Source organism: Streptococcus sp. SS4 (assembly GCF_030440125.1).
Taxonomy (GTDB): Bacteria; Bacillota; Bacilli; order Lactobacillales; family Streptococcaceae; genus Streptococcus.
This window is the reverse complement of sequence record NZ_JAQFJM010000004.1, coordinates 62,485-87,485: the sequence shown is the minus strand read 5'-3', so window position 1 is coordinate 87,485 and position 25,001 is coordinate 62,485. Positions and strand designations below refer to the sequence as shown.

General features: G+C 37.2%; 20 protein-coding genes. 3 read left to right on the top strand and 17 right to left on the bottom strand.

Annotation, left to right across the window (positions count from 1 at the left end; all coding sequences use genetic code 11):
* Nucleotides 1-37: 37 nt before the first annotated feature.
* The 12 genes from PCY16_RS04690 to PCY16_RS04635 all read right to left on the bottom strand — a co-directional run bounded on the left by PCY16_RS04690 (nt 38) and on the right by PCY16_RS04635 (nt 16,495).
* Nucleotides 38-3,169 carry a type I restriction endonuclease subunit R gene (locus PCY16_RS04690; protein WP_110981318.1) on the bottom strand — a complete coding sequence of 1,044 codons (3,132 nt, stop codon included), beginning with the start codon at nt 3,167-3,169 and terminating at the stop codon, nt 38-40.
* Nucleotides 3,170-3,171: 2 nt separating this feature from the next.
* Nucleotides 3,172-4,356 carry an AAA family ATPase gene (locus tag PCY16_RS04685; protein ID WP_002892406.1) on the bottom strand — a complete coding sequence of 395 codons (1,185 nt, stop codon included), beginning with the start codon at nt 4,354-4,356 and terminating at the stop codon, nt 3,172-3,174.
* 18 nt (nt 4,357-4,374) lie between these two features.
* A complete protein-coding gene (locus tag PCY16_RS04680; protein WP_301354122.1) occupies nt 4,375-6,147 on the bottom strand; it encodes a restriction endonuclease subunit S in 1,773 nt (590 codons plus the stop codon).
* On the bottom strand, nt 6,147-7,142 hold the full coding sequence (locus PCY16_RS04675; RefSeq protein ID WP_002892409.1) for a virulence RhuM family protein: 996 nt from the start codon (nt 7,140-7,142) through the stop codon (nt 6,147-6,149). The genes PCY16_RS04680 and PCY16_RS04675 overlap by 1 nt, the downstream gene beginning before the upstream one ends.
* Entirely contained in the window at nt 7,132-8,691 is a 1,560-nt protein-coding gene (locus PCY16_RS04670; RefSeq protein WP_195916116.1) for a type I restriction-modification system subunit M, read from the bottom strand. Before PCY16_RS04670 ends, PCY16_RS04675 begins: the two co-directional genes overlap by 11 nt.
* Before the next feature lie 636 nt (nt 8,692-9,327).
* The gene (locus PCY16_RS04665; protein ID WP_301354116.1) at nt 9,328-10,140 is read right to left on the bottom strand and encodes a hypothetical protein; all 813 of its coding nucleotides are present in this window, start codon (nt 10,138-10,140) and stop codon (nt 9,328-9,330) included.
* 25 nt (nt 10,141-10,165) lie between these two features.
* Complete coding sequence (locus tag PCY16_RS04660) at nt 10,166-12,232, bottom strand: phage tail tip lysozyme (protein WP_301354114.1); 2,067 nt, start codon at nt 12,230-12,232, stop codon at nt 10,166-10,168.
* A gap of 17 nt (nt 12,233-12,249) precedes the next feature.
* Nucleotides 12,250-12,672 (bottom strand): hypothetical protein, encoded by a 423-nt coding sequence (locus PCY16_RS04655; RefSeq protein WP_037601627.1) that lies wholly within the window; start codon nt 12,670-12,672, stop codon nt 12,250-12,252.
* A gap of 3 nt (nt 12,673-12,675) precedes the next feature.
* The gene (locus tag PCY16_RS04650; RefSeq protein ID WP_301354112.1) at nt 12,676-13,374 is read right to left on the bottom strand and encodes a hypothetical protein; all 699 of its coding nucleotides are present in this window, start codon (nt 13,372-13,374) and stop codon (nt 12,676-12,678) included.
* 3 nt (nt 13,375-13,377) lie between these two features.
* Entirely contained in the window at nt 13,378-13,683 is a 306-nt protein-coding gene (locus tag PCY16_RS04645) for a hypothetical protein (RefSeq protein WP_002887284.1), read from the bottom strand.
* A 23-nt stretch (nt 13,684-13,706) separates the two neighbouring features.
* Nucleotides 13,707-15,668, bottom strand: coding sequence for a hypothetical protein (locus PCY16_RS04640; protein WP_301354109.1), 1,962 nt, complete (start codon nt 15,666-15,668; stop codon nt 13,707-13,709).
* Between the two features lie 11 nt (nt 15,669-15,679).
* Complete coding sequence (locus PCY16_RS04635) at nt 15,680-16,495, bottom strand: hypothetical protein (RefSeq protein WP_301354106.1); 816 nt, start codon at nt 16,493-16,495, stop codon at nt 15,680-15,682.
* A 207-nt stretch (nt 16,496-16,702) separates the two neighbouring features.
* Between PCY16_RS04635 and PCY16_RS04630 the strand changes: the two genes are divergently transcribed.
* The 3 genes from PCY16_RS04630 (at nt 16,703) to PCY16_RS04620 (ending at nt 18,321) form a co-directional block, all read left to right on the top strand.
* The gene (locus PCY16_RS04630) at nt 16,703-17,065 is read left to right on the top strand and encodes a hypothetical protein (RefSeq protein WP_301354105.1); all 363 of its coding nucleotides are present in this window, start codon (nt 16,703-16,705) and stop codon (nt 17,063-17,065) included.
* A gap of 463 nt (nt 17,066-17,528) precedes the next feature.
* Nucleotides 17,529-17,717 carry a hypothetical protein gene (locus PCY16_RS04625; protein ID WP_011227223.1) on the top strand — a complete coding sequence of 63 codons (189 nt, stop codon included), beginning with the start codon at nt 17,529-17,531 and terminating at the stop codon, nt 17,715-17,717.
* A complete protein-coding gene (locus tag PCY16_RS04620) occupies nt 17,710-18,321 on the top strand; it encodes a Fic family protein (RefSeq protein WP_073685832.1) in 612 nt (203 codons plus the stop codon). Before PCY16_RS04625 ends, PCY16_RS04620 begins: the two co-directional genes overlap by 8 nt.
* 384 nt (nt 18,322-18,705) lie before the next feature.
* Here PCY16_RS04620 and PCY16_RS04615 read toward each other — a convergent pair whose 3' ends face one another.
* The 5 genes from PCY16_RS04615 to PCY16_RS04595 form a co-directional block, all read right to left on the bottom strand.
* Nucleotides 18,706-20,994: a hypothetical protein gene (locus PCY16_RS04615; protein WP_301354097.1), complete on the bottom strand. Its 2,289-nt coding sequence runs from the start codon at nt 20,992-20,994 to the stop codon at nt 18,706-18,708.
* Nucleotides 20,995-20,997: 3 nt separating this feature from the next.
* Nucleotides 20,998-22,203, bottom strand: a complete 1,206-nt coding sequence (locus PCY16_RS04610) for a hypothetical protein (protein WP_301354094.1) — start codon at nt 22,201-22,203, stop codon at nt 20,998-21,000.
* Nucleotides 22,204-22,223: 20 nt separating this feature from the next.
* Nucleotides 22,224-22,574: a hypothetical protein gene (locus PCY16_RS04605; protein ID WP_037601567.1), complete on the bottom strand. Its 351-nt coding sequence runs from the start codon at nt 22,572-22,574 to the stop codon at nt 22,224-22,226.
* 72 nt (nt 22,575-22,646) lie between these two features.
* The gene (locus PCY16_RS04600) at nt 22,647-24,590 is read right to left on the bottom strand and encodes an AAA family ATPase (protein ID WP_301354091.1); all 1,944 of its coding nucleotides are present in this window, start codon (nt 24,588-24,590) and stop codon (nt 22,647-22,649) included.
* A complete protein-coding gene (locus PCY16_RS04595; RefSeq protein WP_155124483.1) occupies nt 24,591-24,992 on the bottom strand; it encodes a hypothetical protein in 402 nt (133 codons plus the stop codon).
* Nucleotides 24,993-25,001: the final 9 nt, after the last annotated feature.

Genomic DNA, 25,001 nt, shown 5'->3' with positions numbered 1-25,001 from the left:
AAAAAATCTTTTATCTAGTGATTAGTTGAAACAAGAATTAAAGTTCCCCACCAATACCTTTAAATTTTTCAACAAAACTACTGATTTTTTGGAAGACGATTTGTTTTTTTGTACGATATTGTGGATTTAGAGGGCTCATTTTTGGAAGAGCTTCATTCAAATCATTACCATTTTCACTAGCATACCCATGCTTCAGTGAGGTTTGAATATAACGCTTAGCACATTGCTCATTTAATCCCTCAACCCGAATTAAATCTTCTGCCTCTCTTTTTTGTTCGTGTTGTGCAAATACAAAGAATTGCTCAATAATATCCGATTTATCCGAAAAATTATCTAAATCACTTTTATGAATGAAATCGACAATCAAATCTTCCTTAGAACGATTACCAAGGCTTGCTCGAATAGTTCGGGTAATTTCTTCAACAAGTACATCTTTATTTGAAACTTTTTTATTTGTTTCAAAAATGAGTTCCAAGATATAATCAAGATTGATTTCTTGTGATTTTAGCAATTCAACTTCAAAGACAACCGAATCCCAGTCTACTTTAGAATGGCCATCTTCCTTATTACGACCTTCATTATCATACCAAGACTTAATATCATTATAAGTCGAACGGTAATCTTGAATTTCCCTAATACTTGGAATACTTAACTGAGCTAATTCTGCTAAAGTCGCATCATCCATATGGTAACGTTTCTTGAAGGATTCTACCGCCTTTTTATCTAAAATATCAAGTTCTTGTAATGCTTTCAGGCTCATGAAATCATCATAATTTTGCAAGATATTGTCGAGACGAAGAAATTGACCAAATAAAGAAATAAATTCTTTCTTATCACTCTCTTTAATAATAGTCTGTGGGTCTGGGAATTTTTCTTGTAACTCTTGAACAACAGCCATATAGCCTTTTTGATCTTCCCCCGCCTCTGTAAAACCAGTCATATAGTCTTGATAAGGCCGTTCTAACAGAATTTCTGCTGTCTCTGTCTTCCCAAATAATTTAATGGCATCAGTTGTGGCCTGCTCTAAATCCCGAAATGTTACAATGTTACCAAAAGACTTAGTTGCATCATAAATCCGATTGGTTCGAGAGAAAGCTTGAATCAAACCGTGATACCTTAAGTTTTTATCTACAAAAAGAGTATTTAAGGTAGGTGCATCGAAACCTGTTAAGAACATCCCAACTACAATTAAGAGATCCACATCACGATTTTTGACACGCTTAGCCAAATCACGATAATAATTCTGAAAATCCTTACTATTAATCGTAAAATTAGTTCCAAACAGCCGGTTATAATCGGATACACAACTAGCTAAAAATTCCTTACTACTAATATCCGCTATATCTGTCGGTGAAAAGCTCTCATCATCAATTTCTCCAATAGCCGCCTGCGACTCATTAGCAGCATAAGAAAAAATAGTTGCAATCTTCAATGGTTTATCAGAATATTTTTGCTGTTTTTGTAACTCTTGATAATAGGCTTTCGCTGCATCGATACTTGAAACAGCGAACATAGCATTGAAGCCTTTATCAGAAAATCGATGCGTCTTTTGAGCAAAATGTTCTAAGATATAACTAGAGATTTCAGCAATTCTAGTTGGATGAAGCAGAGCTTTTTTATTTTCAGCCGCAGACAACTTGGTCAAGTCCTGCTCGCTTTCGATTGCCTTGAACTGTGGTCGAACATCGTTATAATCAACCATGAACTTCAAGACTTTTTGATCTCTAATCGCATCAGTTAATACATAAGCATGTAATTCACGCCCGAAAACAGATACGGTTGTATCTGTCCCCAATGCATTTCCCTTCTGAATTAGTTTACCAGAGGCATCATATTTATCAGGTAAAATAGGTGTCCCTGTAAATCCAAACTGGCAATACTTCTTAAACTTCAGTCTGAGTCGCATCTGTACTTTACCAAACTGGGAACGATGACATTCGTCAAAGATGAAAACTACTTGCTTTTGATATATCTCATGTTGACTCTCACTGTTCATAAAGTTGTTGAGCTTCTGAATAGTTGTCACGACTATTTTATTATCGTCTTTTTCGATATTGCGTTTAAGACCCGCTGTGCTATTGGAACCATTAACAGAGTCAGGTGAAAATCGCTGGTACTCCTTCATTGTTTGATAATCCAAGTCCTTGCGGTCCACCACAAAGAAAACCTTATCTACTTCTTCCATCTCAGTAGCAAGTCTAGCAGCTTTAAAACTTGTCAGGGTCTTCCCTGAACCAGTAGTATGCCAAATATAACCACCTGTATCAGGACCGCTTTTGATTTTTGAAGCAATAGCTGAACGTATCTTCCAGATGATTCTCTCAGTTGCCGCAATCTGATAAGGACGCATGATAAGAAGAGTATCATTAGTATCAAATACAGAATAATTTATCAAGACATTTAACAAGGTCTGTTGACTCAAGAAAGTTGCTGTAAAGTCCTTCAAGTCCTTAATAGGATTATTATTTTTCAAAGCCCAATTCATGGTGAACTCAAAAGAATTCTTATCTCGCTTGGTCGTATTAGCAAAATACCGAGTATCCGTTCCGTTTGAGATGATAAAAATCTGAAGGTACTTAAAGAGAGAATTCTCCTCATTGAAACTCTCTTTACTATATCTGTGCACCTGATTAAAGGCCTCTCGAATCGCAACTCCACGTTTTTTAAGCTCAATTTGTACCAGAGGCAATCCATTTACCAACAAGGTTACATCATAACGATTGCTACTAGTACCAACTTGCTTCATTTGATTAATGACTTGCAGTTTGTTTCGACTAATATTTTTCTTATCCCATAGATAGATATTCTGGATATGCCCATCATCAAAGATAAAATCATAAATATAGTTGTCATGAAGTTTTCTGGTACGATCAATCAAACTGTCACTGGGTTTATTGAGGTACTCATCCAAGAAGCGCAACCACTCAGCATCTGTAAAAACCACATTGTTCAGAACTTCCATCTGGGTCTTGAGATTAGCCAAAAGCGCCTCTGGGGTCGTCAAATAAGTAAGATACTCGTATCCTTGCTGGCACAAGTCAGCAATCAGCTCCTTCTCCAAGTCCGCCTCTGTCTGATACTGACTAGGCTGTTCTATCTTGGTATACTTTTCTAAAATGATAAAATTATCTGACTCCACAATAGCTGTAGTCAATGTGCTTTCAGACATAATTACTCCTTATAATTGCAAGTGCTCTCTAAATGCTGTAACAGGTTTTTCAAAAGCGCAGTTTCTGGGGGGGTTACTAGTTCATCTTCCTCGGTTGATACTTTAGAATGACTAGAAATATTTAATATCCTTGACTCATAGTTACTAAAACTTCCTTCATTATCACGTGGCAATAAATCCTGCCAATTTTGATACCCTAGGAAAGTTGCTGTTTTCTCGTAAAGATTTCTTAAAAAATTAAAATGATATTTATAAACCAAATTGTCTTCTATAGCTTTATGTAATGATTTTCTTAAAAAATTATGATAAGCAAAAGGAGAGTCATCTGGTTGTTTTATCAGCTCATATGACCCATCTCCTAATTTTTCAAATCTAAATCTACTACTATCAGGAACCTTTCGGGTGTCAATATAGGTTCTATTCTCTCCAGTTTCTTCGTCAATAGCTCTCTTACTATATCTCTCATTCCGTTTAATATTTTTTAACTCATTATATAAGACATTATAGAACAACGGATTGTGAGTTGTTATTATAAATTTAAGATTAGACTTACTTGTTCTAATTAACTTACCTAAATTTGATGCAACTTCTATCAAGTGGTTTTCATCTAATGATGAAACCGGGTCATCAATAAATACATACTCTAAATCATCAAACTCTCTAGTACTACGTTCATCAGGTTCTAGTATATCAAGCTCACTAATAACTAGCTCTAGCAATGTATAAAAAATAGACCAAATAAAATTGCTCTCTTCACCTTTGGATAACTTAATTTGTTCCTTTAGTCTATCCTCACCATCACCACTTTGAATAGTGAAAAGAATATGACCATCTGACAAAAGAAATGAAGGTGTCATTTTATCATTTGTATAATGCTGAAAATGCGAAATAATATTCTGATCCTGTCCCTGCTCTTGAATAATCCAAGATATAAAAGAATTTGGTTGAATCTTCAGTTTAAAATCTTGATTGCTGTCAAGACCATTATCCCAATAGAACAAGTCCTCAGTAAAAGCATTATAATAAAGAATCTTATCTCTCGTAAGACCGCCTTCTTCAGCTTGAAACAACTTAGCAAATTCTTTAGAGAGCCTGGTCTTACCCGTCCCATTAAATGCGTAGATTAGCTGAACTTTCTGGTTCGAAGCTTTTAACTCTTGTGCAATATCACTTAGCGCTTTTGCCATATGCCTTTCCTATTTTTTCTATAAATCAAAATTAAACAATTGTTCTCGCCAGTATGCATACTGCTTCTGTCTCTGTTCTATCTCTTTAGGAAGACCTTCTGAAATAGAAGTGGTTAAGGTGTTGAAATTGTCAAGAATGGAGACAATTCTTTCTTGTTCAGTAAAGGATGGTAAATAAAAAGTAACTTTATCAATAGCATCCTTAGATAATCTAGGAATACTAGCCTTTCGAACTTGTGATTTGAGTCTATCTTGCTTACTTAACAAGACATAATACATAAATTTATCAGAAATATCTTCTGATGTCTCTAATGTATAAACATCATCCGCCGCCCAAAAGTCTGTATCACTATATCCAATTTCACCGGCCGCTCCAGCACAAATCACAAAGCTGGTTTCTTTTACCCTGTTTGATTGTTCAAAGTATCCTAAAGGTGTCAAGCTGTTTTGATAAACTGGGAAACTTCCTGCAGCAGTTAATTGTTTTTTAACAAGGCGTTTCCCACGTTGTAAATTGACAACTTGTCCCAACTTCACTCGAATTGGGCCAAATACCCAAGTCAAGAGCCTAATCAGGTCTTGTCTGTACTGTACTGTACTGTCAGTGTACTCGCCTTCGGCGACGAATGTCAAGAGTTTATCTCGGAAATATTCATACTGTTTTTGACGCAGTTCTATCTCCTTGGGAAGTCCGATTTTTAGGTCATTACAAACCGTATCAAAATTGTCCAGAACTTGAACAATACGAGATTGGATTTCGAGAGAAGGGACTGGAATTTTCAATGATGAAAATGTAGATAAATTAAGATTATCCTGTGCACTACCATAACTCTTATTTGCAAGATAATCTTTTATTGAATTTAAATAATAGTAAACATATTCTGTAATGGCAAATTTTGGATTTGCAACAAACCCTATAATACTATCAGGGAAACACGCATCAAATCCTAATAATCCAGTTTCCGCTATATTAGCAGCAATTGTGATACACAATGTTCCCTTTTCCCACTGCTTACTTTGTTGTAATCCAAAAGCACTATAAGTTTGAGAATAGTTTTCAATCCATTTACCAGCCTCTCTTATATCTCCCGTCTGTATGAACGGTATATCACCACCATATAATCTTGCATCATTTCTAGGCCTATGTTTTGATTTCCCTCGACCAAAATCTTTTGCTACTTCCGAAAGAGACTTCCACTCAACCTGATAAATCTCATCCTCAAATGATAAGAGTTTATCTCTATAAAAAGAATATTGCTTTTTACGTGAGGTCAATTCTGAGGTCAATTCTGAGGTCAATTCTGTAACATAATCAGTAAATTTGTCAAGTATTTGCACGATTTTTTCTTGAAGTTTTAGAGGAGGAATTGGAACAAGAAACTTTGAATAAGTTCCAATCCATTGTCTACCATGTTGATCTGGTTTATAAGTTATTGTACCCAAATAATGCCATACATAGCGTAATAAAACTTCATTTTTAAATTCATCCTTTATCGTTAACATTTTCATTGCTGATGATTTTACTTTAAATTTAAAATCTACCCATTGTTTTGATGTAGTAAAATCATCAAAAATGATAACAGGATTGTTTTTGCTAGCATGATAAATACCGTCTTTTTCATTTGTATAACCTAAGATAAATGATTGTCCTGCAGTTAAAACAGGAATTTCATAACTGTCAGCATAAGATTTACTTGATACAATATATTTGGTTGGTTGCTCATAATCTACTACTTCCCCCAACTCTTTCCACTCAACGGGACAGTTATGGATTTCTTCTAGGATATTCATCAGTTACCTCCTTCCTTTGCAATATTCTCAATACCTTTGATTTCCTTGAGGTAGTCTTTTTCGACTTGACTAAGAGTCTTGGATTGATAGCTCTTATATTCCTTGTCTACCTTATGTTTCATCTGTTCACGAGAGATAGAGCCACTGTTATCCAGCAAGACTTCTCCAGTAGCGAGAAGGATTCGATCCACATGTGTCACCCAATCAGCCATAGTCATGACTTCTTCTCGCTCTGCCTGTCTTTCAGCAAAGTCTAGATATCCCGATACAAGCTGATTAAGCCCACGGAGTTCCTTCTCTGTCAGATAGTTCTTAGCAACTTTCGCTTCAGATAGAGTAGGGAGGTCTCCCTTAAAAATAGTCAAGCCCATAAACTCCTTTTCACTATCAACACGATTGTAGATAAGTTCGCTGGCAGTATTGTGGTGAATGGCATAATGCATCTTGTTCTGCACCGTCGCAAAGAATTTCTTTGCCTCTGGTGAATTTGCATTGTAGTCACTTGATGTAGCAAAGAGATCCAAAACCTGACGGTAAAAGACTTTTTCACTTGAGCGAATGTCTCGGATTCTTTCAAGAAGTTCTTTAAAGTAAGAGCCCCCACCCAAGTTTTTCAAGCGCTCATCATCCATAGCGAAGCCCTTGATCAGATACTCTTTCAAGACTGTCGAAGCATAGTGTCTAAACTGAATTCCTCGCGGGGATCGTACACGATAGCCAATCGCTAAAATCATATCGAGATTATAGTAAGCAACATTTCTCTGAACACTTCTACTTCCCTCATTTTGAACTGTCAACTTATAGTTGACAGTTGCCTCCTCCGATAATTCACCATCTTCAAATATAGCCTTTATATGTTTACTAATGTTTTGTTTGGAAGTTTGAAAGAGCTCAGCTAATTCTTGTTGGCTCAGCCAGACCGTTCCATTATCCAAATGAAGTTCAATAGCGGACTTGCCATCATCTGTTTTATAGAGAATCACATCATTTACCATAGCTCAGTTCCTCTACGATTTTGTCAATTTCTGAACGTAGGTGGTCAATTTTTGAAACGGTCTCTGCTATTTCTTTATTGAGCACATCAATTTTAATCTTCTCACGTGTATCTTCTTTATCGACATAGGTTGATACAGAAAGGTTATAATCCTGCTCTGAACCAATCACATCATTACCAACGAGGGCTGCTTTATAATCCACACTTTGATAATCAGCGAATAATTTAAGGATATTCTTGATGTTGATAGGGTCTAAGACATTATTATTAGGCTCTTTTTTGCATTCCTTACTAGCATCAACAAAAAGAACATCATTCGTCGACTTATTCTTTGCCAAAATCAGAATACAGGTCGCAATAGAAGTTCCGTAGAATAAATTGTCAGGTAACTGAATAACCGCTTCTACAAAGTTATTGTCTACTAAATATTGACGTATTTTTTTCTCTGCACCACTGCGATAGAAAATACCGGGGAAAGTTACGATAGCCGCCCGTCCTTTGTTCGACAAATATGACAAGCTATGCATAATGAAAGCAAAGTCAGCCTTTGATTTTGGGGCCAAGACTCCAGCAGGTGCAAAGCGATCATCATTGATGAGCGTTGGATCATCTTTTCCTATCCATTTGATTGAGTATGGTGGGTTCGACACAATCGCATCAAATGGCTTCTCGTCCCCATGCTTAGGGTCAAGTAAAGTATTACCTCTCTCAATGCTAAACTTGTCATAATTGATGTTATGTAAAAACATATTCATGCGAGCTAGATTATACGTAGTCATATTAATTTCTTGACCAAAAAAACCATCTTCTATTACATGCTCATTAAACTGTTTTCTAGCTTGCAAGAGTAGTGAACCCGAACCACAGGCGGGATCGTAAATCTTGTTGACTTTATTCTTTTCATCCTTACCAAGCATAACAATCTGTGACAAGAGTTTCGATACACTTTGTGGTGTAAAGAATTCTCCACCTGATTTTCCAGCATTAGAAGCATAATTAGATATTAGGTACTCATAAGCATCACCAAAGAGATCAATGTGATTATCTTCAAAGTTTCCAAAATCAAGGCTCGCAATTCCTTCCAGAATAAGCGTTAAACGCTGATTCCTCTCTGGGACTGTACTACCAAGCTTATTACTTCTGGTATCTACATCATCAAAAAGTCCTTTAATGTCATGTTCGCTAGCATAACCAATTGCACTTGATTCAATATCATCAAAGATTTCCTTTAAATCTGTATTCAAGTGTTCATTTTGTCGTGCAGTTTTGACAACATTAGAAAACAATTGAGAAGGCATAATAAAATAACCCTTGGTTTTAATAGCATCATCTCGAACCTCAGGTGTAATTAGTTCTTCAGAAACCTCTTCGTACTTTATTGATTCATCTCCACCTTCAATATATGTTTTGAAATTTTCACTGATAAAACGATAAAATAGAATTCCCAAAATATATTGTTTAAAATCCCAACCATCTACTGCACCACGAACTTCGTCTGCAATTGCCCATATCTTTCTATGCAACTCTTGCCTTTGTACATGTTCTGACATTTATTTTCCTCACAAAGATTTATTTCCTTCATTATATCATTTTAAATTGCTTTAGAATATACTTGGAAAAGGGCTTTCTATGGACCACTGGCACTTTTAGCCGCTTATAATAATTAATCAATTCCTATTATTTGTTGAATTTATGAGTAATGGCTTCGTTGAAAATAAAAAGATTAACCGATTTTAAATTGATTTGCTTATGAATATTGATGATTATTTATTTTACTCGATTGTCAAGTTAAGCTAGACATTTTACGTAACTCAGAAAAACTTGATAAGGTATTTGATAGTTTAAAAATTACCTAGGATTTCTATTTTGTTTATCAGCTATAGCTGATAAAACTTTTTGAGAAATACCATTAAAATTCATTTGTACCTTATAAATTGACTTTAACACTTCGGGTTTAGTAAAATTAAATAAAGGTTGAGACTGAGTTTGAGCCGGTGACGACTCATTCAAAGGTTGCGGTTCATCCGCTTCAGGTAGAGGTGCAGTTCAGCTATCCTAATAGTGAAAGGAGCTGGTCTTTTTAAATTATTAAATCTGTCCTCTCCTATTCTACTTAAGCAATATAACCAATAAAAAGGAGCCATCTTTTGACTCCCTTTTTGTATTTACATAATTATATTTATGTATTATTTTGCATTATTTTCACTAACAGTTAGGTCAATTAGGGGTAGATAACTTGGAGAAAACCTACTATTGATTCCAAATAGATGGAAGTTGAAATGAAGATGATATAGCGTATCTTCCATCTCAAACGTATGTTTGATATTCCCTCGAGGCTTACCTAGAGCAGTTCCCTCTCTATAATAACGAGGAGAAATAACTTTCTCATATTCCATATTAGTAACCTCAACAATCGACCTATACTCCGGCTTGATAGCATTCTTATTAATCATTGTCATTTGAGCATTAGTGCCATAGCCTGTTAACTCAATATCATTAATAAATGAATGTTCGTTATCTGAGTTAGTTTCAGTAGATTTCTTCAAACCTAGATACTCCACATCGATAACATTCTTGAATAGATAACGTTTAAATAAGATCAAGCTTAATTTTGAACCTACAACATAAAGAATGAGACTAGTAACTGATAGTACTAAAATATAAGTTACTTTAGCCTCTGTAATCTGTGTTGGCCTCAACAAAAGAACACACAAGGTTATCATCTCAATGAAACTAGTTAAGACGGTATAAACCAAAAATTCACTACCATTTCTATATTTTTGAATGACTCTAAACGTGAATGCTGCTAGATAAATGCCTTCGATAACACTAATAAATAATAATGCTTGTTGACCTGGCATTGTCTTAAAAAGGACATTCAAGAAAAGTGTTACCATGATTAAAAAGAACCATAAGAAAGCTTTTCGCAAACACCAGTCTAGGCCTTGTACAGCCAATAATGACATGCTTTTCGGATTAATTTTTGATTGTTTACTCATTTATACTCTTTTTCTCCTTTTTGATTTATTCTTTAGATGGTGCTCCACCTTTTTGTGTCTTAGGATCAATCACCATACCAACTTGTGGTTGGGTATCTCCTAAAATAATTGATGCTGGACTCAAGAAATCACCATACTGGAAGACTTTCGTTTTCCGACGTTCAAAGTGAATATGTGGTCCAGTAGCTGCACCCGTTTGTCCAACATATCCGATAAGTTGGCCTTTTTTAACCTTATCCCCTTTCTTAACAAGAGGAACATCACGCATATGTCCATAATAAATAATAGTGCCATCTGGAAGAGTGTGCATCACGTGGTTACCGTCGATATTCATCGCCTCTTCATTGACCTCTACTACTTCACCGTCTGTTACGGCATAAATTGGAGAGCCTTCTGGTGCTGCAAGGTCCATTCCTGTGTGTCCTGAACCCGCATTTGGACCACCAGCATTAGCTGATGCACCGAAAAGTTGGGTAATGGTATAAGGGACATCAAGTGGCTGACCTGTATCTGTGCTAAGATTACTACTATCGCTATCTCCACACGTATCTGCATCTACTTCTTCCTTGTCATCATCCTTATCCTTCTTGTCTTTTGACTCTTTTGGACGATAAACATAGACTTTTCCGTAGTCCATAGTAATACGGTCTCGATATTGACCATAATTGTTTTCAGCAATCCCATCTGTCGATGGGGAACATTGGATAATATTCTCCTTATCCTCAACGAGCATGGTCTGTCCTTTATCTCCAGAGCTACTACCTTTCGTACCCCAGATAATGACATCTCCTTTTTCACGGTTTTGAACATCATCTTTAGACGACCAGGCACCCTCATACACTAACTCATAACCATTGTCTTTCAACCAGTCGTGTTCTAAATCGGTATCTACTGGAGATCCAGATTCTTTAGCACCACCATCAACAAGGGCATAGTATAGAGCAGATGAATGGTCATAGCTATCTGGCCCAGTACGAGCATCACGAGAATACTTGACCTTCCCTAGCTTATCCTTATACCACTTGATAGCCTTATCAGTATCAATAGACTTTTTGTCTTTATCACTGTCTTTTTTGCTATCCTTGTTGCTAGAGTCACTTGATGAACTACTTGAACTGCTATTGTTATCGCTATCATCATCTTCGTTGTCGCTATCTTCTTCATCGTCCTCACCGTCATCATCATCTGAACCTTGACTACTTGACGAGGAGTTATAGGAAGAAGCTCCATCACCACCAAACGCCTTTTGGAACTTGGCATCATCGTACTTATATTTATTTGCTTCGAAGACTTCCGCAAACTTCCTTGCATCCGCCTTCTTCTGGTCTGGTTTGACATAAGCCATATTACCTCGTTCGTAGGCATTCCATGACATAGCAGTTTCATCGATATTGGTTTGTTTCGCAAACTCCTGGAATGACCAGTTATGGCCAGATTCGTCATAGGCTGGGTTCCAGTCACCTTTTGAGATGGCATCAATAACAAAGGCAACCATCTTATCCGCATCTTCCCAGTCCGGACTATTTAGAGGTGCGTATTTCGTGTAGGGGTCAAACTGGAAGATTCCACCACCACCAAGTGTGTTAGATGTACCACCTGTCGTTGGCACAGCCCCCTTAGAAATGGAGTCATTGATACCACCACCATAATGCCCTTGGGCACGTCCAATGATGTCATAGCTCCCTTCAGAGTTTGCCCAACCAACAGCACCTGCAGCAGATTCCCCAGACAATCCAGCATTCACAAAGGCCACAAAGACTTTGTGGGCATTTTCATAGGCTTTTGTTCCCTTCGTAAAGGGATCAGAGTCGCCTGCAGATGCTGAATCTGTTTTAGTAGAAGTCGATTGAGGCTTAGAGCCATCATCGTCTTCTTCATCATCGTCCTCTTCATCGCCGTCTTTCTGGTAGGTTACACATTGAGAACTAATCTTTTTAGCTTTATCACCTGAAGAACTGACTGTTCCCATGATACCAGCAATAATCGTAACTAAAATAATAGCAAGAGTTAAGACCGTTCCTATAATAACTGTTGTCTTAAATCCAAAAATCGTTAGAAGAACACGAGCAGCTTTATCACCTATTCGTTTCAAATATCTTAGTCACCCCCTTAATGAAGTAGTGCGGTTAGCCAATACCAACCAAATACAAGTAATAGTCCTAGGGCAAGAAAGATACTTTGTTTAATGAATTTTCGATTTCGTTTTTGTTGTTGCTTTCGCATCCAAAATGAATCTTCATCTGAGTAATAGTCTTTGTGACGTTCCACTTGCAAGTTATAATAGTCTGTCACATCCTCCTTGACACTGGATAACCTTTCTTTCCCACGCGCAATGAGACCTTGTTTTTTCTCTTGTTCACGTGAGATACTGTCCTCACCAAAACCGTCATAGTAGGTATCGTAAAACGCTGAATAATCTACTTGCTCTTCGAGGCTTTCCGGATAGACTTGGTCTTGATAACCATTAAGAGAATCTAGTTCTAGTTCACGTTGAATATACTGACCATCTCGTTTAAAACGATAAGATACCATATATTAAAACCTCCTTAAGCCAATAATTGGCATTTTGGGGGGAGCAATATAGAGTTTATCTGTTACTGTTACCTTAGAAAAAGGTACACCTTTAATTCTGAAAGTACGGTGTAACTCTTTAACAACGAGACCAGCTTTATAATCTTTTTCTGTCACTTCTTCCTTAAAGAGTTCTTCATAAGCTGACACCTGAATCAAGTCTAGAAGACGATAAGCAGATTGATAAGCATAATAGTTGCTTCGATTAGCCAATCTCTTTTCAAAAAGAGGTGAATATTCCTTTGAGAAGAATGATACGATCTTAACAGCTCGTTTTCTATGGTTATATTCTAGTTTGGCCATAACCCATGCAAGCCCCCAAGTCACTAGCGTGATAAAGCCCCAGGTGTTCATCAAACAAATAGGAAGAAGACTAAACATAAGGATACGCTTTGCTTTTTTGATACGTTCACGTCTCTTACCAGTAAGTAGCTGATAAATGGCTACAATCAAGGCACAGAAAACATATGGTGTATAGGCAATAGCCATAAAATGAACACCGTAGGCAAATAAAAGTGTCTGATAGAGCATGAGATAGCTATAGAAACCAACCAAACCAAGAACTAAACTAATAATAAAGGAGACTATCCTAAAAAAACGTAGTGTCTTAATGTCATAAGCAATATTGTTAACCCATAGTGACAGTTGCATTAGTGTGGTCATTGATTAATTTTCCTCCTCTGGTGCTTCTTCTGTTTCAAATATTCTCGACTCAAATCGAGCTGGTTCTTGGTAGATAATCATGGCTGAGTACTCATCCACTTGCTGACTTCCAAATAAGCCACATAAACTACTTAAAAGATGTGTTTTTCGCATCTGATAAGTAATATCAACAACACGACAGGTCTTTTTGTAAGCCAATATCTCTAAGTAATCATTTACAATTCTTTCCAAATCATGTGGATTATCCTCTGTCAGAATTTTAGTTTGCAGTTGAAATGCCTCACCAGAATATGGTTGCTGTAGGTTCATTGTATTTCCCCCTTTCACCATGCCTATGGTAAGAATGCATAGCGAACATGTTCATCATATGGATACTTCCCATAAGACCTATTATCTGCTAGTTGATGATTGAAGACTAAGTTCTTGACAGAAGCAATATTTAGGAAGAAATCACCATCTCTTAAATATTTAAGTGATGAAAGTTCACTCTCAGTCATTTCCCCTTGTAAAGCATCCGCTAGACGAGGGATAGTCAAATCACCTAATTGAGAAAATACACGATACGTCATCATAGAGAAAATCGCGCGTGTGGCTAAAACGTAGTCCACTGCATCCGTAGAATTTGCATTCAAGAGAATGTTATCTAATGAACTCATTTCCATAATAAATGCAGAATAGTTACTACTTACATTCTCAATCAAATCCTTTAGGAAGTTAAGAGACTCTGAATAACGATAATTGAAGAGCTTATGTGCTCCGTTAATGGTAATAATGCTATGAGGTCGCTGGCTCTTATCTCCCCCGATAATCCCTCTACGGAAATACTCAGATACCCTTCTTCCATTTGCTACAGCGTATGATGAAATGATAGATAATACTTGGTAAAGTTGAATATTAAGAAGTTCAGTATCTTGAATTCCAGAGAGGTCAAAGGTCACAACTTGTTCATTTGAGAAATCTTCAAACTGTGAGGTCGCATTTAAGAAGCGATAATCCCCCAAGAGACCAGAGAAAGCATTATAGAGACGGTCATAACTTGCAGCATCAATTTCATTCCCCTCTGCGATTTTGTCCTCTTTAAGCTTGTTTAAGCGTTCTACCCAATGAGATAGAGTTGGATAATCTTCAGGAATGACATTTGTAATCGTTAAGTCTTCTTGGTCCATCACTTCTGCATTACGGTTCCACAGACTACGGTCTTCATAGAAGTCGTTTAAAGCAGACGACAAATTATTAAGGTCAGAATTCTTTAACCCTGGATCAAGAATTTGAGCCAAAGCACGTAGTTTATTACGGTGGGCATAGAAAGATTGGACTTGGTCCGTTGTTTCTCCATCTGCAGAGGAAGTCGTCGCAATAACTTGCATGAGGTTAATATGATTTCTATTATTTGTCCCAGACATCTTGACATATCGACCACCTTGCATTTCCGTAAGTTCTTTTAATTTTCCAGTAAGGTCAATGTTAAAAATGGTGTGTCCTTTAGCAAAATAGGTGTCAATCAAGTTACCTAACAGTTTCATCTTTCCGTTTCCTGCTCCAGCAATCAGCATTGAAGGAATTTTACGTTCCCTATCTTCATGCAAAAGGTCAAAGTTAACAACACCACCTGTACGAGTTTCTCCCAAGTAAACGCCATAGGTATCCATTAAGTTCGTATGGTTAAAAGGATAGCCAGCACCTAAATCCCAAACAGATGCGGCTTGCCCTTTTCGACGTAGTGGGGTGTCTTCTAAACGAGAAGCTGGGATAAAGGCTGTATGGTATTCGACATCTTGCATGCCATCTGAAGAAGAGATAGAATACTGATTCAACTGTTGCTTGAGGTCAGCTTCTCGTTCTACCAGTTCATCCAATGTGTTTGCAGCTAACAAAAAGCGAGTGTGAATTTTTTTAGAAGGAACATTGTTACCTAGTTTTTCACGATAGTCTAATAAAGAACTGATACGCATCTTGTCATCGGCATCTTGTGCAGCCTTTGTATTTTGAGTGGCTAACATATTCGAAATAGCTTTTGAAGCTAGGTCGGACATTTCACTATTTGCAGCATGTTCCAAGGACATAAAACTGATAACATTATCAACTAGCATTAAATCGCTCATCCAGAAGTCAGGTAAACCGTGTTCTGGATATCTATCATATGGAACATGAGCAATCTTATAATAACCGTTTGCTTGTCTCCAATATCTATCATCATATTTAAAATCTGGAATATCACTTTGAATCCTACTAATCAGATTGAGGTCATAACCCTCTCGAATATATTTCTTGATTTTTCGTGAACTTAAATCCATGTGAACTCCTTCTAGTACTGATTAAGTGAAACATTAAGAGAATCATTAAAGTTGTAATATTGAGTCAACAACTCTTCCTTCTTTTCGACAGATACAACTTTAGGGGCAAATCCGTGGCTCGAAGCAATCGTTAATGTGGTACGGGTATTGGAATCTATTTCAGCTAAAGTGTCACCAAACACCCAGATAAAGAACTCGATATTTTGCTGGTTGATCGCAATGACTTGTTGGACGAGATATTTTGTTTTCAAAATATCTTCTCTTTGTCTAAGTTGATAAACAAGTCTCTCTTTACGTGAAATGGTATCAATGTCATCACCATCATTGATGATCAATTCTGGAGCGTTCTGTTCTTGTTTGACTTCATCTAGCAGACGTAGCAATTCGTTTGATTGACTCGAGACATCTGTTGGCAATTTTGTTGTCTGAAGCATCATGTCAAAGGTAGTTCCAGACAGAAAAAGAGTGAAGCCTACCTTAATGGCTGCTTGTTCTTCATTAGACATCGCTTGAATATCTTGCCCAAACACCTCAAAAATCTGCACATAACCTGAATAGCCATTAGCTAATCGTATCGGTTGATTAGGATAGCCATATAGAATAGACTTCACGTCAGAAATCGCAACAGTGTCTAAGAAATCTCTACGTTTTTTCTTATTAAGCGGAATATACACAAACTCTTCTCCAGCACGTTCGCCAAGATCTATACTTTCAAATTGTGTTTGCTTTTCCTTCTTCTTCTCTTGTTTTCTTTTCCGTGCCTCTTCTTTTTTTCGTTTCCTAATCTCTTTATTTGTCAATACTGGTTCTTCAATTAAACCTGGCATATCATTTCCTCCATATACATTATTCTTCCCTATTCTATAAAACAGTATGGGACGTTCGTAACCCAGTGACACCCATTAGCTACTCATACTTCTCCATGTTTTTGACTATTTACTGCTATTTAGGGCTCTCTAACCTTGTCTAGCTACTTAAATCTTGTTACAATCAAATCAATACAATCGCAATAATCTTTTTAGGAGGATTTTAGGATGCTAGACTTGTTACAAGAATTTTATTTTTCACTCTATATCAGCACATGGACATCTTTTAAATGGCTACTATTTTCGGTTCTTATTGCTATCGGCTGTTGCCTTGCCACTTTTTTGTTCGAATTCAAAGGAAAAACTGCACAACTGATTTGGTTGAAATTCTCGATGAGTTTAACCGCGATATTTGCCTTATTTTGTTTATTTATGACACTCCATGGCATCATCCATTCAATAGGAATCCTAGTAGGTGCTGTTTCTAGTTTCTTTTTCCCAGTATTTGGTTTGTTAATTATCTGTGGTATTATTCTATTCATCATCAGCCTTTTCAATCCATTGTTCTTATTCTTCATAGCAAAGAAATAATGAGAGGTAACCTATTCAGCCGATGCTATTATGTTAAGAAAATAAAAAAACAAACCACCTATGAAAAAGTAGTTTGTCTATAATTCAAGAGAGGTAGTCCAAGGCTGTCTCTCTTTTTTATATTGGCCAGCCTCCAAACAGCTAGGAAGAAAGTAGCTAGTCAAATAAAACTTTATATTAAATGTCTAAGTAAGCTACACTACCTCTGCGTAGTAACTATCAATACTCAAAGTCTATTGAGATTAGATCATTTTTTATCATTCAAGTAAATCTTTGAAAATTAATCACAAATCAAACAATCCTATTATGGATAATATCTGATTCCATACTATCCCCTCTATCATTTCGTTTTTTATGATGAAAATATCCTATCAACAGTTCAATCAATCATAACTATCTCCATCTTTCCTGTAAATATAAAGGGTTTATGGTACAATAATATTGATATACAAGGAGGTATGCCATGACTCTTGATGTAAATGAAGAAGAATTAACAATTTTAGGAATTTCTTTTGATAATTATTCAGATTTTGATACCGTTTGGTATGCTATCGGATCTTCAATGATTGAAAATTATGAGCCTACTGTTCAAGATGTAATTGATTTAAAAACTTATGTCACTAACAGACGAAAGGAATTGAACATTGGTTAGGAATCAATATGAAGGATATAAGTACATTGACCCTAATAACCAATATACCTATCCAGATTCTACAGTCTTAGTCAATAAACAAAATATTACAAATATCGAAGAAGCTTACCGAAATGAACACTTATTCGTTACTAGAAGGCTTGCAGACTTGCGTTTAGAGCCCATTCATGTTTATTCCATGAGCGATATTCTAGCCATTCACAACTATTTATTTCAAGATGTTTACGCTTGGGCTGGACAATATCGCAAAGTAAATATCTCTAAAAGCGGTAATCCTTTTATGCCAATACAGTCATTTAATACAGCTGAAACTCATATGAATAATCTGATTCATTCCTATCATCAAACTGCCAACTCCAAAGATGAAATCATTATGCATTTATCAGAAATTCTTGATAATCTTAATTATTTTCATCCCTTTCGAGAGGGTAATGGACGAACTCAACGAGAAGTTATTCGTTCTTTAGCTCTATCAAAAGGCTACTCTGCACAGATACGAGTGGAACAAGACGATGAAGTTTATAACCTCTATATGGACGGGACAGTCCATGAAGACTTAGGAAAGTTAAAAGAATTATTGATCAGAATACTGATTAAATTGTGAGTTACTGTACTACCTTTCAGTACAGTCTTACCTCTTAAACTAATTCTATACGAACATACGTAATATATCCCTGCTTGTGTTTATAAGTCAGGGCTACCCTTTCTCATGCAGGGATAAAGTAAAGACAAACATTCTTTTGATGTTTGTCTTTTTATATTTTGAATTAATACCTCAACAATCTTAATACATTTAAAATAACAGAACTCTCTTTCTTCTCTGGTATAAGGTAAGTTATGATATTTTTTGGATGTTCTGAATAGGCGTTCTATCATTTCTTTACAGTGTAGACGTCTGATACTCCGAAGAAAGATAGCAACTACAATACTAAACATAGACTAAGAATCTTAACTTACAAGACCGTAGCGAAACTTTGTAAACTAGTTATCACAATTCTCCATCTTCTCCAGCATCAAATTTCTGGAATCGACTGTCGCTGTCTAACCTATTCTTCTTTGATAAGCTTTGAGTAGGGGAAATAATATTTGACGTATTCCCCTTAGGAGTTATTCTTCCTACGCCATTACTTCTAACTCTATCGTAATTTAAGATACTATCATTGACATTATCTCTAGTGCTGGTATAACGTTCTCCAAAACTACTTGAGAAGTCCTTCTTAATTGCTTGACCCACATTCCTAAATTCAGTCTCAATACCCTCTTTACCAGATGTTATGACCTCTTTTGTTCCATTCATGGCACTATTAAACGTTTTTTTAGTGCTTGTTGATAGTTTCCTTCCAGTTACCCCTACCGCTCTTCTTGCTACTTGAAAGGCAGTAAGGTCCTGATCTGTCGTATCAGAAAATGCATTCCAAGTTCCAGCTACAGCACCAGCAGTAGCACCTGCAGCCGACATAGTACCTCGTCTGATATTATTTGTGGTCGACCCTACCACGCTACCTGCACTCTTAAGTCCCTTTACACCAACTTTGGTTCCACTACTAACACTATTTCTGAGACGGTTAAACCCACTTTGATTTCGTCTGCCAGTAGTTGGATTATACCTACCAACAGCGAAGTTTCTAGCACCGCCACCCATTTTCCTAGCAGCCATGGCACCAACAGCCATTGTAGCGACTCCAGCCTTAGTTCCACTTGAAAGGTTAGTATCAATACCTAGCCAGCGTTCCAAAACTTTTGAGCCTTGAGAAACCGCAAGATAAACACCAAGGTAAACCGCAATTGTCGCAATGGCATGTTGGAATGGATCTAAGCCGTCATAGAAACTTCCACCCAGAGTTTTCTTAGCAGCATCAGATGCTCCAGAACCTAGATTGAGCTTCACTTCGCTATAAGTAATTAAGAACCATTGAGCTACTTTGACGAATAGTAGTTGAAACCAGATGGCCGCAATTCCTGTCATAACTTCTTGCCAAACTTCCAAGATTCTCATACTATTTCCAACTGCTGCATAAGAAACAAGTGGTGAGATAATTACTGTTATAAGAGTTTTGAAAATCACTCGTACCGTAGTCACTAGCAATCCAATAAGTAGAAGTAAAAGGATGATTTGCTGAGTTATCAGTGCTATCCAATCAACTTTATAGCGAGCATAAGTTGGTAAGAAAGCAGTATTATCAAAACCAAGGAAATAACCTGATTTTGAAGTGGTAACTCGTGCATAAGCAATCTTACCATCTGCATAACGAATGGTGTTGAGCGTAGATCTCATTACATCAGAGAATCCATTGTAGGGTGAATTTGCCTGGTCCTCCTTCAAGTCTTTTTGTTCTTTCCAACCAGTAAAGAACAGTTTACTGGTTTGAAGAAGGGCTGTTACTGGGTTAGACATCGCAGCACTATTTTTAACCTGTTGCCACCAATCAACCGAACCGTCTTCTCGTATTCCTAACATCTTAGGTAGCGACGATACTCGTCCTTCACGTCCAGAATAATACTGCAACATGGCTTTATTGGTTGGGCCATAAGTTTCAGTAAAATTGGTGAACCAAATATTACCATCTGAAATGGTATTCCAGTTTTTATCCCCCGCTATAAAATGAGTATCTTCATTATACCCTAACTTATCTGTATCAAAATCCATTGCATACAGCATTTCGAGGTCAACCGTATTGCCCCTAAATGGGGTTACAGAAAGCGAAACACTCTGACCACTGCCAGTTATGTCATAATAGGCTAATCCTACGGTATCCTTTGCTATAGCACTACCAAATTTTGATGCAAACACCGGAAGTGCAGTTACAGAAAACGTTACCAGAATAATGTGATTGAAGAACTCTCGATACCTGAAAGGTGCTCCTGCCATTGCCATTATAAGACGAATGAGAGTTACCAGTACAAACAATGAAATCCCAACGATTTGAAGCCACTTATAAACTTGACCAACAAAGCTATCGGATTGACTAATATAGTCAAACATCCCGAATAACTTAAACATGTTAAGGTAAGCTTTCTCAATCGCATAACTAAAACTATAGATACCTTTTGAAAGCATCTCGGGAATAAAGCCAAAAGCTATAAAGACCCCAGTTGTTGGGTGGAGGTATTGGTCCCACTGTGCATAAAAGGATGCCAATAATAGCTCTTTATCTTTGTCACCTCCCCAACCTTTAGGACCAACTTCATTAGGCCAATCTTTCGATTGAGAGATCATATCTGATAGGGATGGCCAGACCTTCCCTTGTTCAATCTCAATTGTTGCTTCTGCACCCATAGGTTATCCCTCCTTGTTTTCAGCTGAAGTTTCAGTAGAAGGAGATGTTGGAGTTGCAAATGCTGTTGTTGTTGGTTCAGATGTAACCACCCAACCTTGAGTAGCTGATGGTTTTTTCTTAACATTGAAAGTAACTCGACGAACAGTCGTTTTTTGAGCCTCATCCGTTGTACCAACAACGTATGTAACCTCATAGGTATCTTTCTCATTCTTAACAAGTTCAACTTTCTCTAACATTGTGCTAGAAACAGTCGCTACCTCCGGGTTAGTAAATTTAGCGTCGTTATTATCCAAGTAAGCCTTAAGCTTATCCTTGTCTCCTGAATAATAGTATGACAAGAAATAACGAGCCATGACATCAATCTCATGTTCATGATCTTGTATCATTGTAAGACGCTCAACCTTATCTGTTGTCGCTACAAGTTCTTTCTTCACGCGCGTGAAATTGCTATTATAGACCATTAGCATCAACAATAAGAACACCGACAACGTACAAGAGCCAATAGCCAAAATCAATGGCAACTTACTTGGTGGTCCTACTTCTTCATCTTCATACACTCTGCCTGTTTTCTCCTTCCGTTTCTTAGCTCCAGCGACTGACTGTTTATGCTTATCCTTGTTTGACATAAGACGATTCGGAAGTTCTCCTTCAATCGTTCCTGGTTTTGGATAAGGTGGCATATCAACAAGAGACAAGCCTAGACTTTCAGCATAACATGGAAGTAACCCCATTGGACCGCTAAAAAAGTTGGAGATACCTTCATATGTTGTTTTCTCAAACCGTTTATCACGGTGTGCTTCTTCGATGAGTGGGGTAACGAGTTCCTTATAATCTTTCGTAATAACAAAAGGGGTAATCTGAGGTTGTCCTTCAATACTAGGGACTCCCGTAGTTGGTCGTGTCACACGACCATTTTGTTCCATCGGTTGACTAGCAAGGGCAATTCCTTTTAAGGTAAATTCAGAATAACGCTTTTTGATTTCTCGAAAAAGTAATTCTGCTTGTTTAAAAGTTAGAAATGGTAGACTTTGAGCGATACTTTCCTTTTTATTACTAGGGAAATATTCAGTATCTAAGTCATCAATGATATCCGCTAACTCTTCATCCTTTTTAGGATTTGCTTTTCCTTTCCACTCAATATAAAGAAACAAGGCATCGGGAAACAATACCTTGCGATTCCCCTTTATGGTAAGTAATTCTTTTTCCATAAAGTATACCTCTTAAAGATTTATTTTGGTTGCCAAAGATAATCAACAAATGAAACAAGTGCTGAGCCAGCACAAAGTGCGATTGCAATCCACATGAGTCGGTCAAGGGCCACCGTTCGTTTCTTATCACCCATCATCATCAAGATACATGCTCCTAAACCACTTAGTATTGCTATCCCCGGGAATAAGAGACGTAGCATATCTGAAAAGTTATTAATTGAATTATTAGCTTCATTAGCTGGGTTAACAGCCCCCTTTCCTCCAGTTTGCTCCGCAAAAGCAAGTGATACAGAGTTCAACGTCAACAAAGCAGTCATTCCAAGTGTTGATGCCTTAGTCTTCACGTTATTCAAAAATGTGTTTTCTTTCAAAACAGCCTCCTTAAATTTTAATATCTGTAGTCTACAATATTCCAACTACGAGTCACAACCTAGTGACACCCCTTAAGAAGTAAGCAAATAGTTACCATACTCCTCCGGAGGTATACGTTTGACACTAATATGTGTCTGACGCCGATCTTGAACGGTCTTTCTACCTGAGTTTCCATACGCAAATGTTCCTGGTGCATATCCAGATAGAGACACGTCAACTATAAAGTAATCTTTTGGCTTTCGCCCAAGGAAATACAGTTGCTCAAAGATTTCATCTGTTAACACTTCATCAATAGTTCTCTCTAAAGGCCTAGCTCCATCTTCTGGGCTAACACCGACACTACTGAGATATTCATAGAAGTATTTTTTGCCATCGATAGTTTGGTTACCATCCTTAACATCCTCATAATTAATAAGGATATGATGCTCTTTAAACCAACTACTCTCATGCACTGCCATTTTTGAATAGACAATCTTATCAATGGTTTGTTTCGTCAAGATATTAGTTACTTCAATTTTCCAACGGTTGATAAATTCAGGACGTTTAAAGATCTTGATTAACTCGTCTCTCATGTCCTTCATGAACTCTTTATAGTCAGTCTTGTTCATTTCTGTAAAAGTTTGACCAGAGGTGATATATTTATCTCTGATTCGCTTATGCCCCACGTTTGATGTTGCAATGATAAACGTATTCTTAAAATTGATTTTTCGTCCACGTCCATCAGTCAAATGCCCGTCATCAAGCATTTGCAAATATAAAGCCCAGACATCTGGATGAGCCTTTTCTAACTCGTCCAATAGTACTAACGAGTAGGGATTCTTCTTAATTTTCTCCGTTAAGTCACCTTTTCGCTCGTCATTTCCTATAAGACGAACAACCGCATTATCAGTCATGTATTCTGACATATCCAGCCGAATCATCGCTTCTTCACTGCCAAACAGTTGTTTGGCTGCTTGTTTCGCCAATTCAGTTTTACCTGTACCTGTTGTTCCAAGTAGAAGAAGAGTACCAAGAGGCCTTCGCTTGTTCTGTCCTCCCTGGATTCCCTTATACATAAGGCGTGCTATAGTTCGAATCACATGGTCTTGCCCCTTAACAACAGCACGCATCCCTTCCGCAAAATCCACTGGAGTTGAAGACGTGCGTAGTAGACTCTCCATAGGAATACCTTTTTTACGGTGAATGACATTCGCAATATCTCTTAAGGTAATCTCTGATTTCCCATCGATATTTGCAGTCGCTGAAGCTTCATCAATAATATCAATAGCTTTATCTGGAAGCATTTTATCCGTGACATAACGAATAGATAATTCTACTGCTGCCTTAATGGTATCATTAGGAATTTCAATGTCAAGTTCTCGTTTATACTTGGGACGACGTTTTTTCAAGACCAAAATAGATGCCTCTTTGTCCAGTTCATCAACGTAAACTGGTTGCAGACGTCGTTCCATCGCTGGATCTCGTTCAATAATCATAAACTCATCAGCTGTGGTGGCTGAAATAAGATAGATTTCCCCACGAGATAAGGCTGGTTTCAAGCTATTTGCGACGTCAAGAGCACTTCCCTCAACCCCAGTTCCCATAATGGTATGCACTTCATCAATAAAAAGAATAAACTCATCTTTATGAGCCATAAACTCTTTAATCAATCCGTCCATTTTGGCAATGATGTTCACCTCTTTACCAGTATGGTCAAATTCTTTCCCTTGGATAGCAGATAATTCTAGTTGCTTAACCTGCTTACCTTGGAAACGTGTTGGGACGTGGGCTTTATTGTTTAGAATATCCGCACAAATTCCTTCTACAATAGCTGTTTTACCTACACCAGCTTCACCAATTAGTACAGGAGAGTTTTTCTCTAATCGATTCAGTGAGATAAAGACTTGTCTGATTTCATCTTGTCTACCCCAAGCCACAAAATCTTGACGTTTAGGTCTGATTTTCTCAGTAAGGTCTGTTGTGTATTTGTCAATATAAGGAGTCTTACTAAGATTATGGTTAGTCCTCTCCTTCATCTATTTATACTTCCTTCCTAAACGTTCTGCAGCCTTATCCATTAAGTAGCGACGGTTTTTTGAGCCATCATCTCTCAACTCTGGATAACAGTTCTTATCAATCGGATAATAACGTTTCTTTGTCCGACGGTGTGCATGAATAAATTCCCAGAACTTATTTCCACCAGACGAAGACGGGATCATCCAATAAATCGTTAAAGTCATTGTACAGATTAAATTAATTAGGAACTTCAACTCCTGCCCTCTAGGGAAAAATATATCCCTGAATTGTAGCGGAAAAACAAAACTCCCTACTATAATAAAGGCTTTCATTAGCGGAACACCGTAGTACTTTACCTGCGTGTAAAGACCACGAGGCAGTCCCCAGTTCCCCTCTTGATGTTGATTTTCTTCTTGATTCATCCAGTACCT

What these genes read in the sequence shown, in the direction of transcription:
- PCY16_RS04680 (WP_301354122.1), bottom strand. Translation starts at nt 6,147, where the DNA reads ATGAATATCCTAGAAGAAATCCATAACTGTCCCGTTGAGTGGAAAGAG.
- PCY16_RS04665 (WP_301354116.1), bottom strand. Translation starts at nt 10,140, where the DNA reads ATGAGTAAACAATCAAAAATTAATCCGAAAAGCATGTCATTATTGGCT.
- PCY16_RS04630 (WP_301354105.1), top strand. Translation starts at nt 16,703, where the DNA reads ATGCTAGACTTGTTACAAGAATTTTATTTTTCACTCTATATCAGCACA.
- PCY16_RS04690 (WP_110981318.1), bottom strand. Translation starts at nt 3,169, where the DNA reads ATGTCTGAAAGCACATTGACTACAGCTATTGTGGAGTCAGATAATTTT.
- PCY16_RS04615 (WP_301354097.1), bottom strand. Translation starts at nt 20,994, where the DNA reads ATGGGTGCAGAAGCAACAATTGAGATTGAACAAGGGAAGGTCTGGCCA.
- PCY16_RS04595 (WP_155124483.1), bottom strand. Translation starts at nt 24,992, where the DNA reads ATGAATCAAGAAGAAAATCAACATCAAGAGGGGAACTGGGGACTGCCT.
- PCY16_RS04600 (WP_301354091.1), bottom strand. Translation starts at nt 24,590, where the DNA reads ATGAAGGAGAGGACTAACCATAATCTTAGTAAGACTCCTTATATTGAC.
- PCY16_RS04655 (WP_037601627.1), bottom strand. Translation starts at nt 12,672, where the DNA reads ATGGTATCTTATCGTTTTAAACGAGATGGTCAGTATATTCAACGTGAA.
- PCY16_RS04635 (WP_301354106.1), bottom strand. Translation starts at nt 16,495, where the DNA reads ATGCCAGGTTTAATTGAAGAACCAGTATTGACAAATAAAGAGATTAGG.
- PCY16_RS04625 (WP_011227223.1), top strand. Translation starts at nt 17,529, where the DNA reads ATGACTCTTGATGTAAATGAAGAAGAATTAACAATTTTAGGAATTTCT.
- PCY16_RS04610 (WP_301354094.1), bottom strand. Translation starts at nt 22,203, where the DNA reads ATGGAAAAAGAATTACTTACCATAAAGGGGAATCGCAAGGTATTGTTT.
- PCY16_RS04685 (WP_002892406.1), bottom strand. Translation starts at nt 4,356, where the DNA reads ATGGCAAAAGCGCTAAGTGATATTGCACAAGAGTTAAAAGCTTCGAAC.
- PCY16_RS04675 (WP_002892409.1), bottom strand. Translation starts at nt 7,142, where the DNA reads ATGGTAAATGATGTGATTCTCTATAAAACAGATGATGGCAAGTCCGCT.
- PCY16_RS04670 (WP_195916116.1), bottom strand. Translation starts at nt 8,691, where the DNA reads ATGTCAGAACATGTACAAAGGCAAGAGTTGCATAGAAAGATATGGGCA.
- PCY16_RS04640 (WP_301354109.1), bottom strand. Translation starts at nt 15,668, where the DNA reads ATGGATTTAAGTTCACGAAAAATCAAGAAATATATTCGAGAGGGTTAT.
- PCY16_RS04650 (WP_301354112.1), bottom strand. Translation starts at nt 13,374, where the DNA reads ATGACCACACTAATGCAACTGTCACTATGGGTTAACAATATTGCTTAT.
- PCY16_RS04645 (WP_002887284.1), bottom strand. Translation starts at nt 13,683, where the DNA reads ATGAACCTACAGCAACCATATTCTGGTGAGGCATTTCAACTGCAAACT.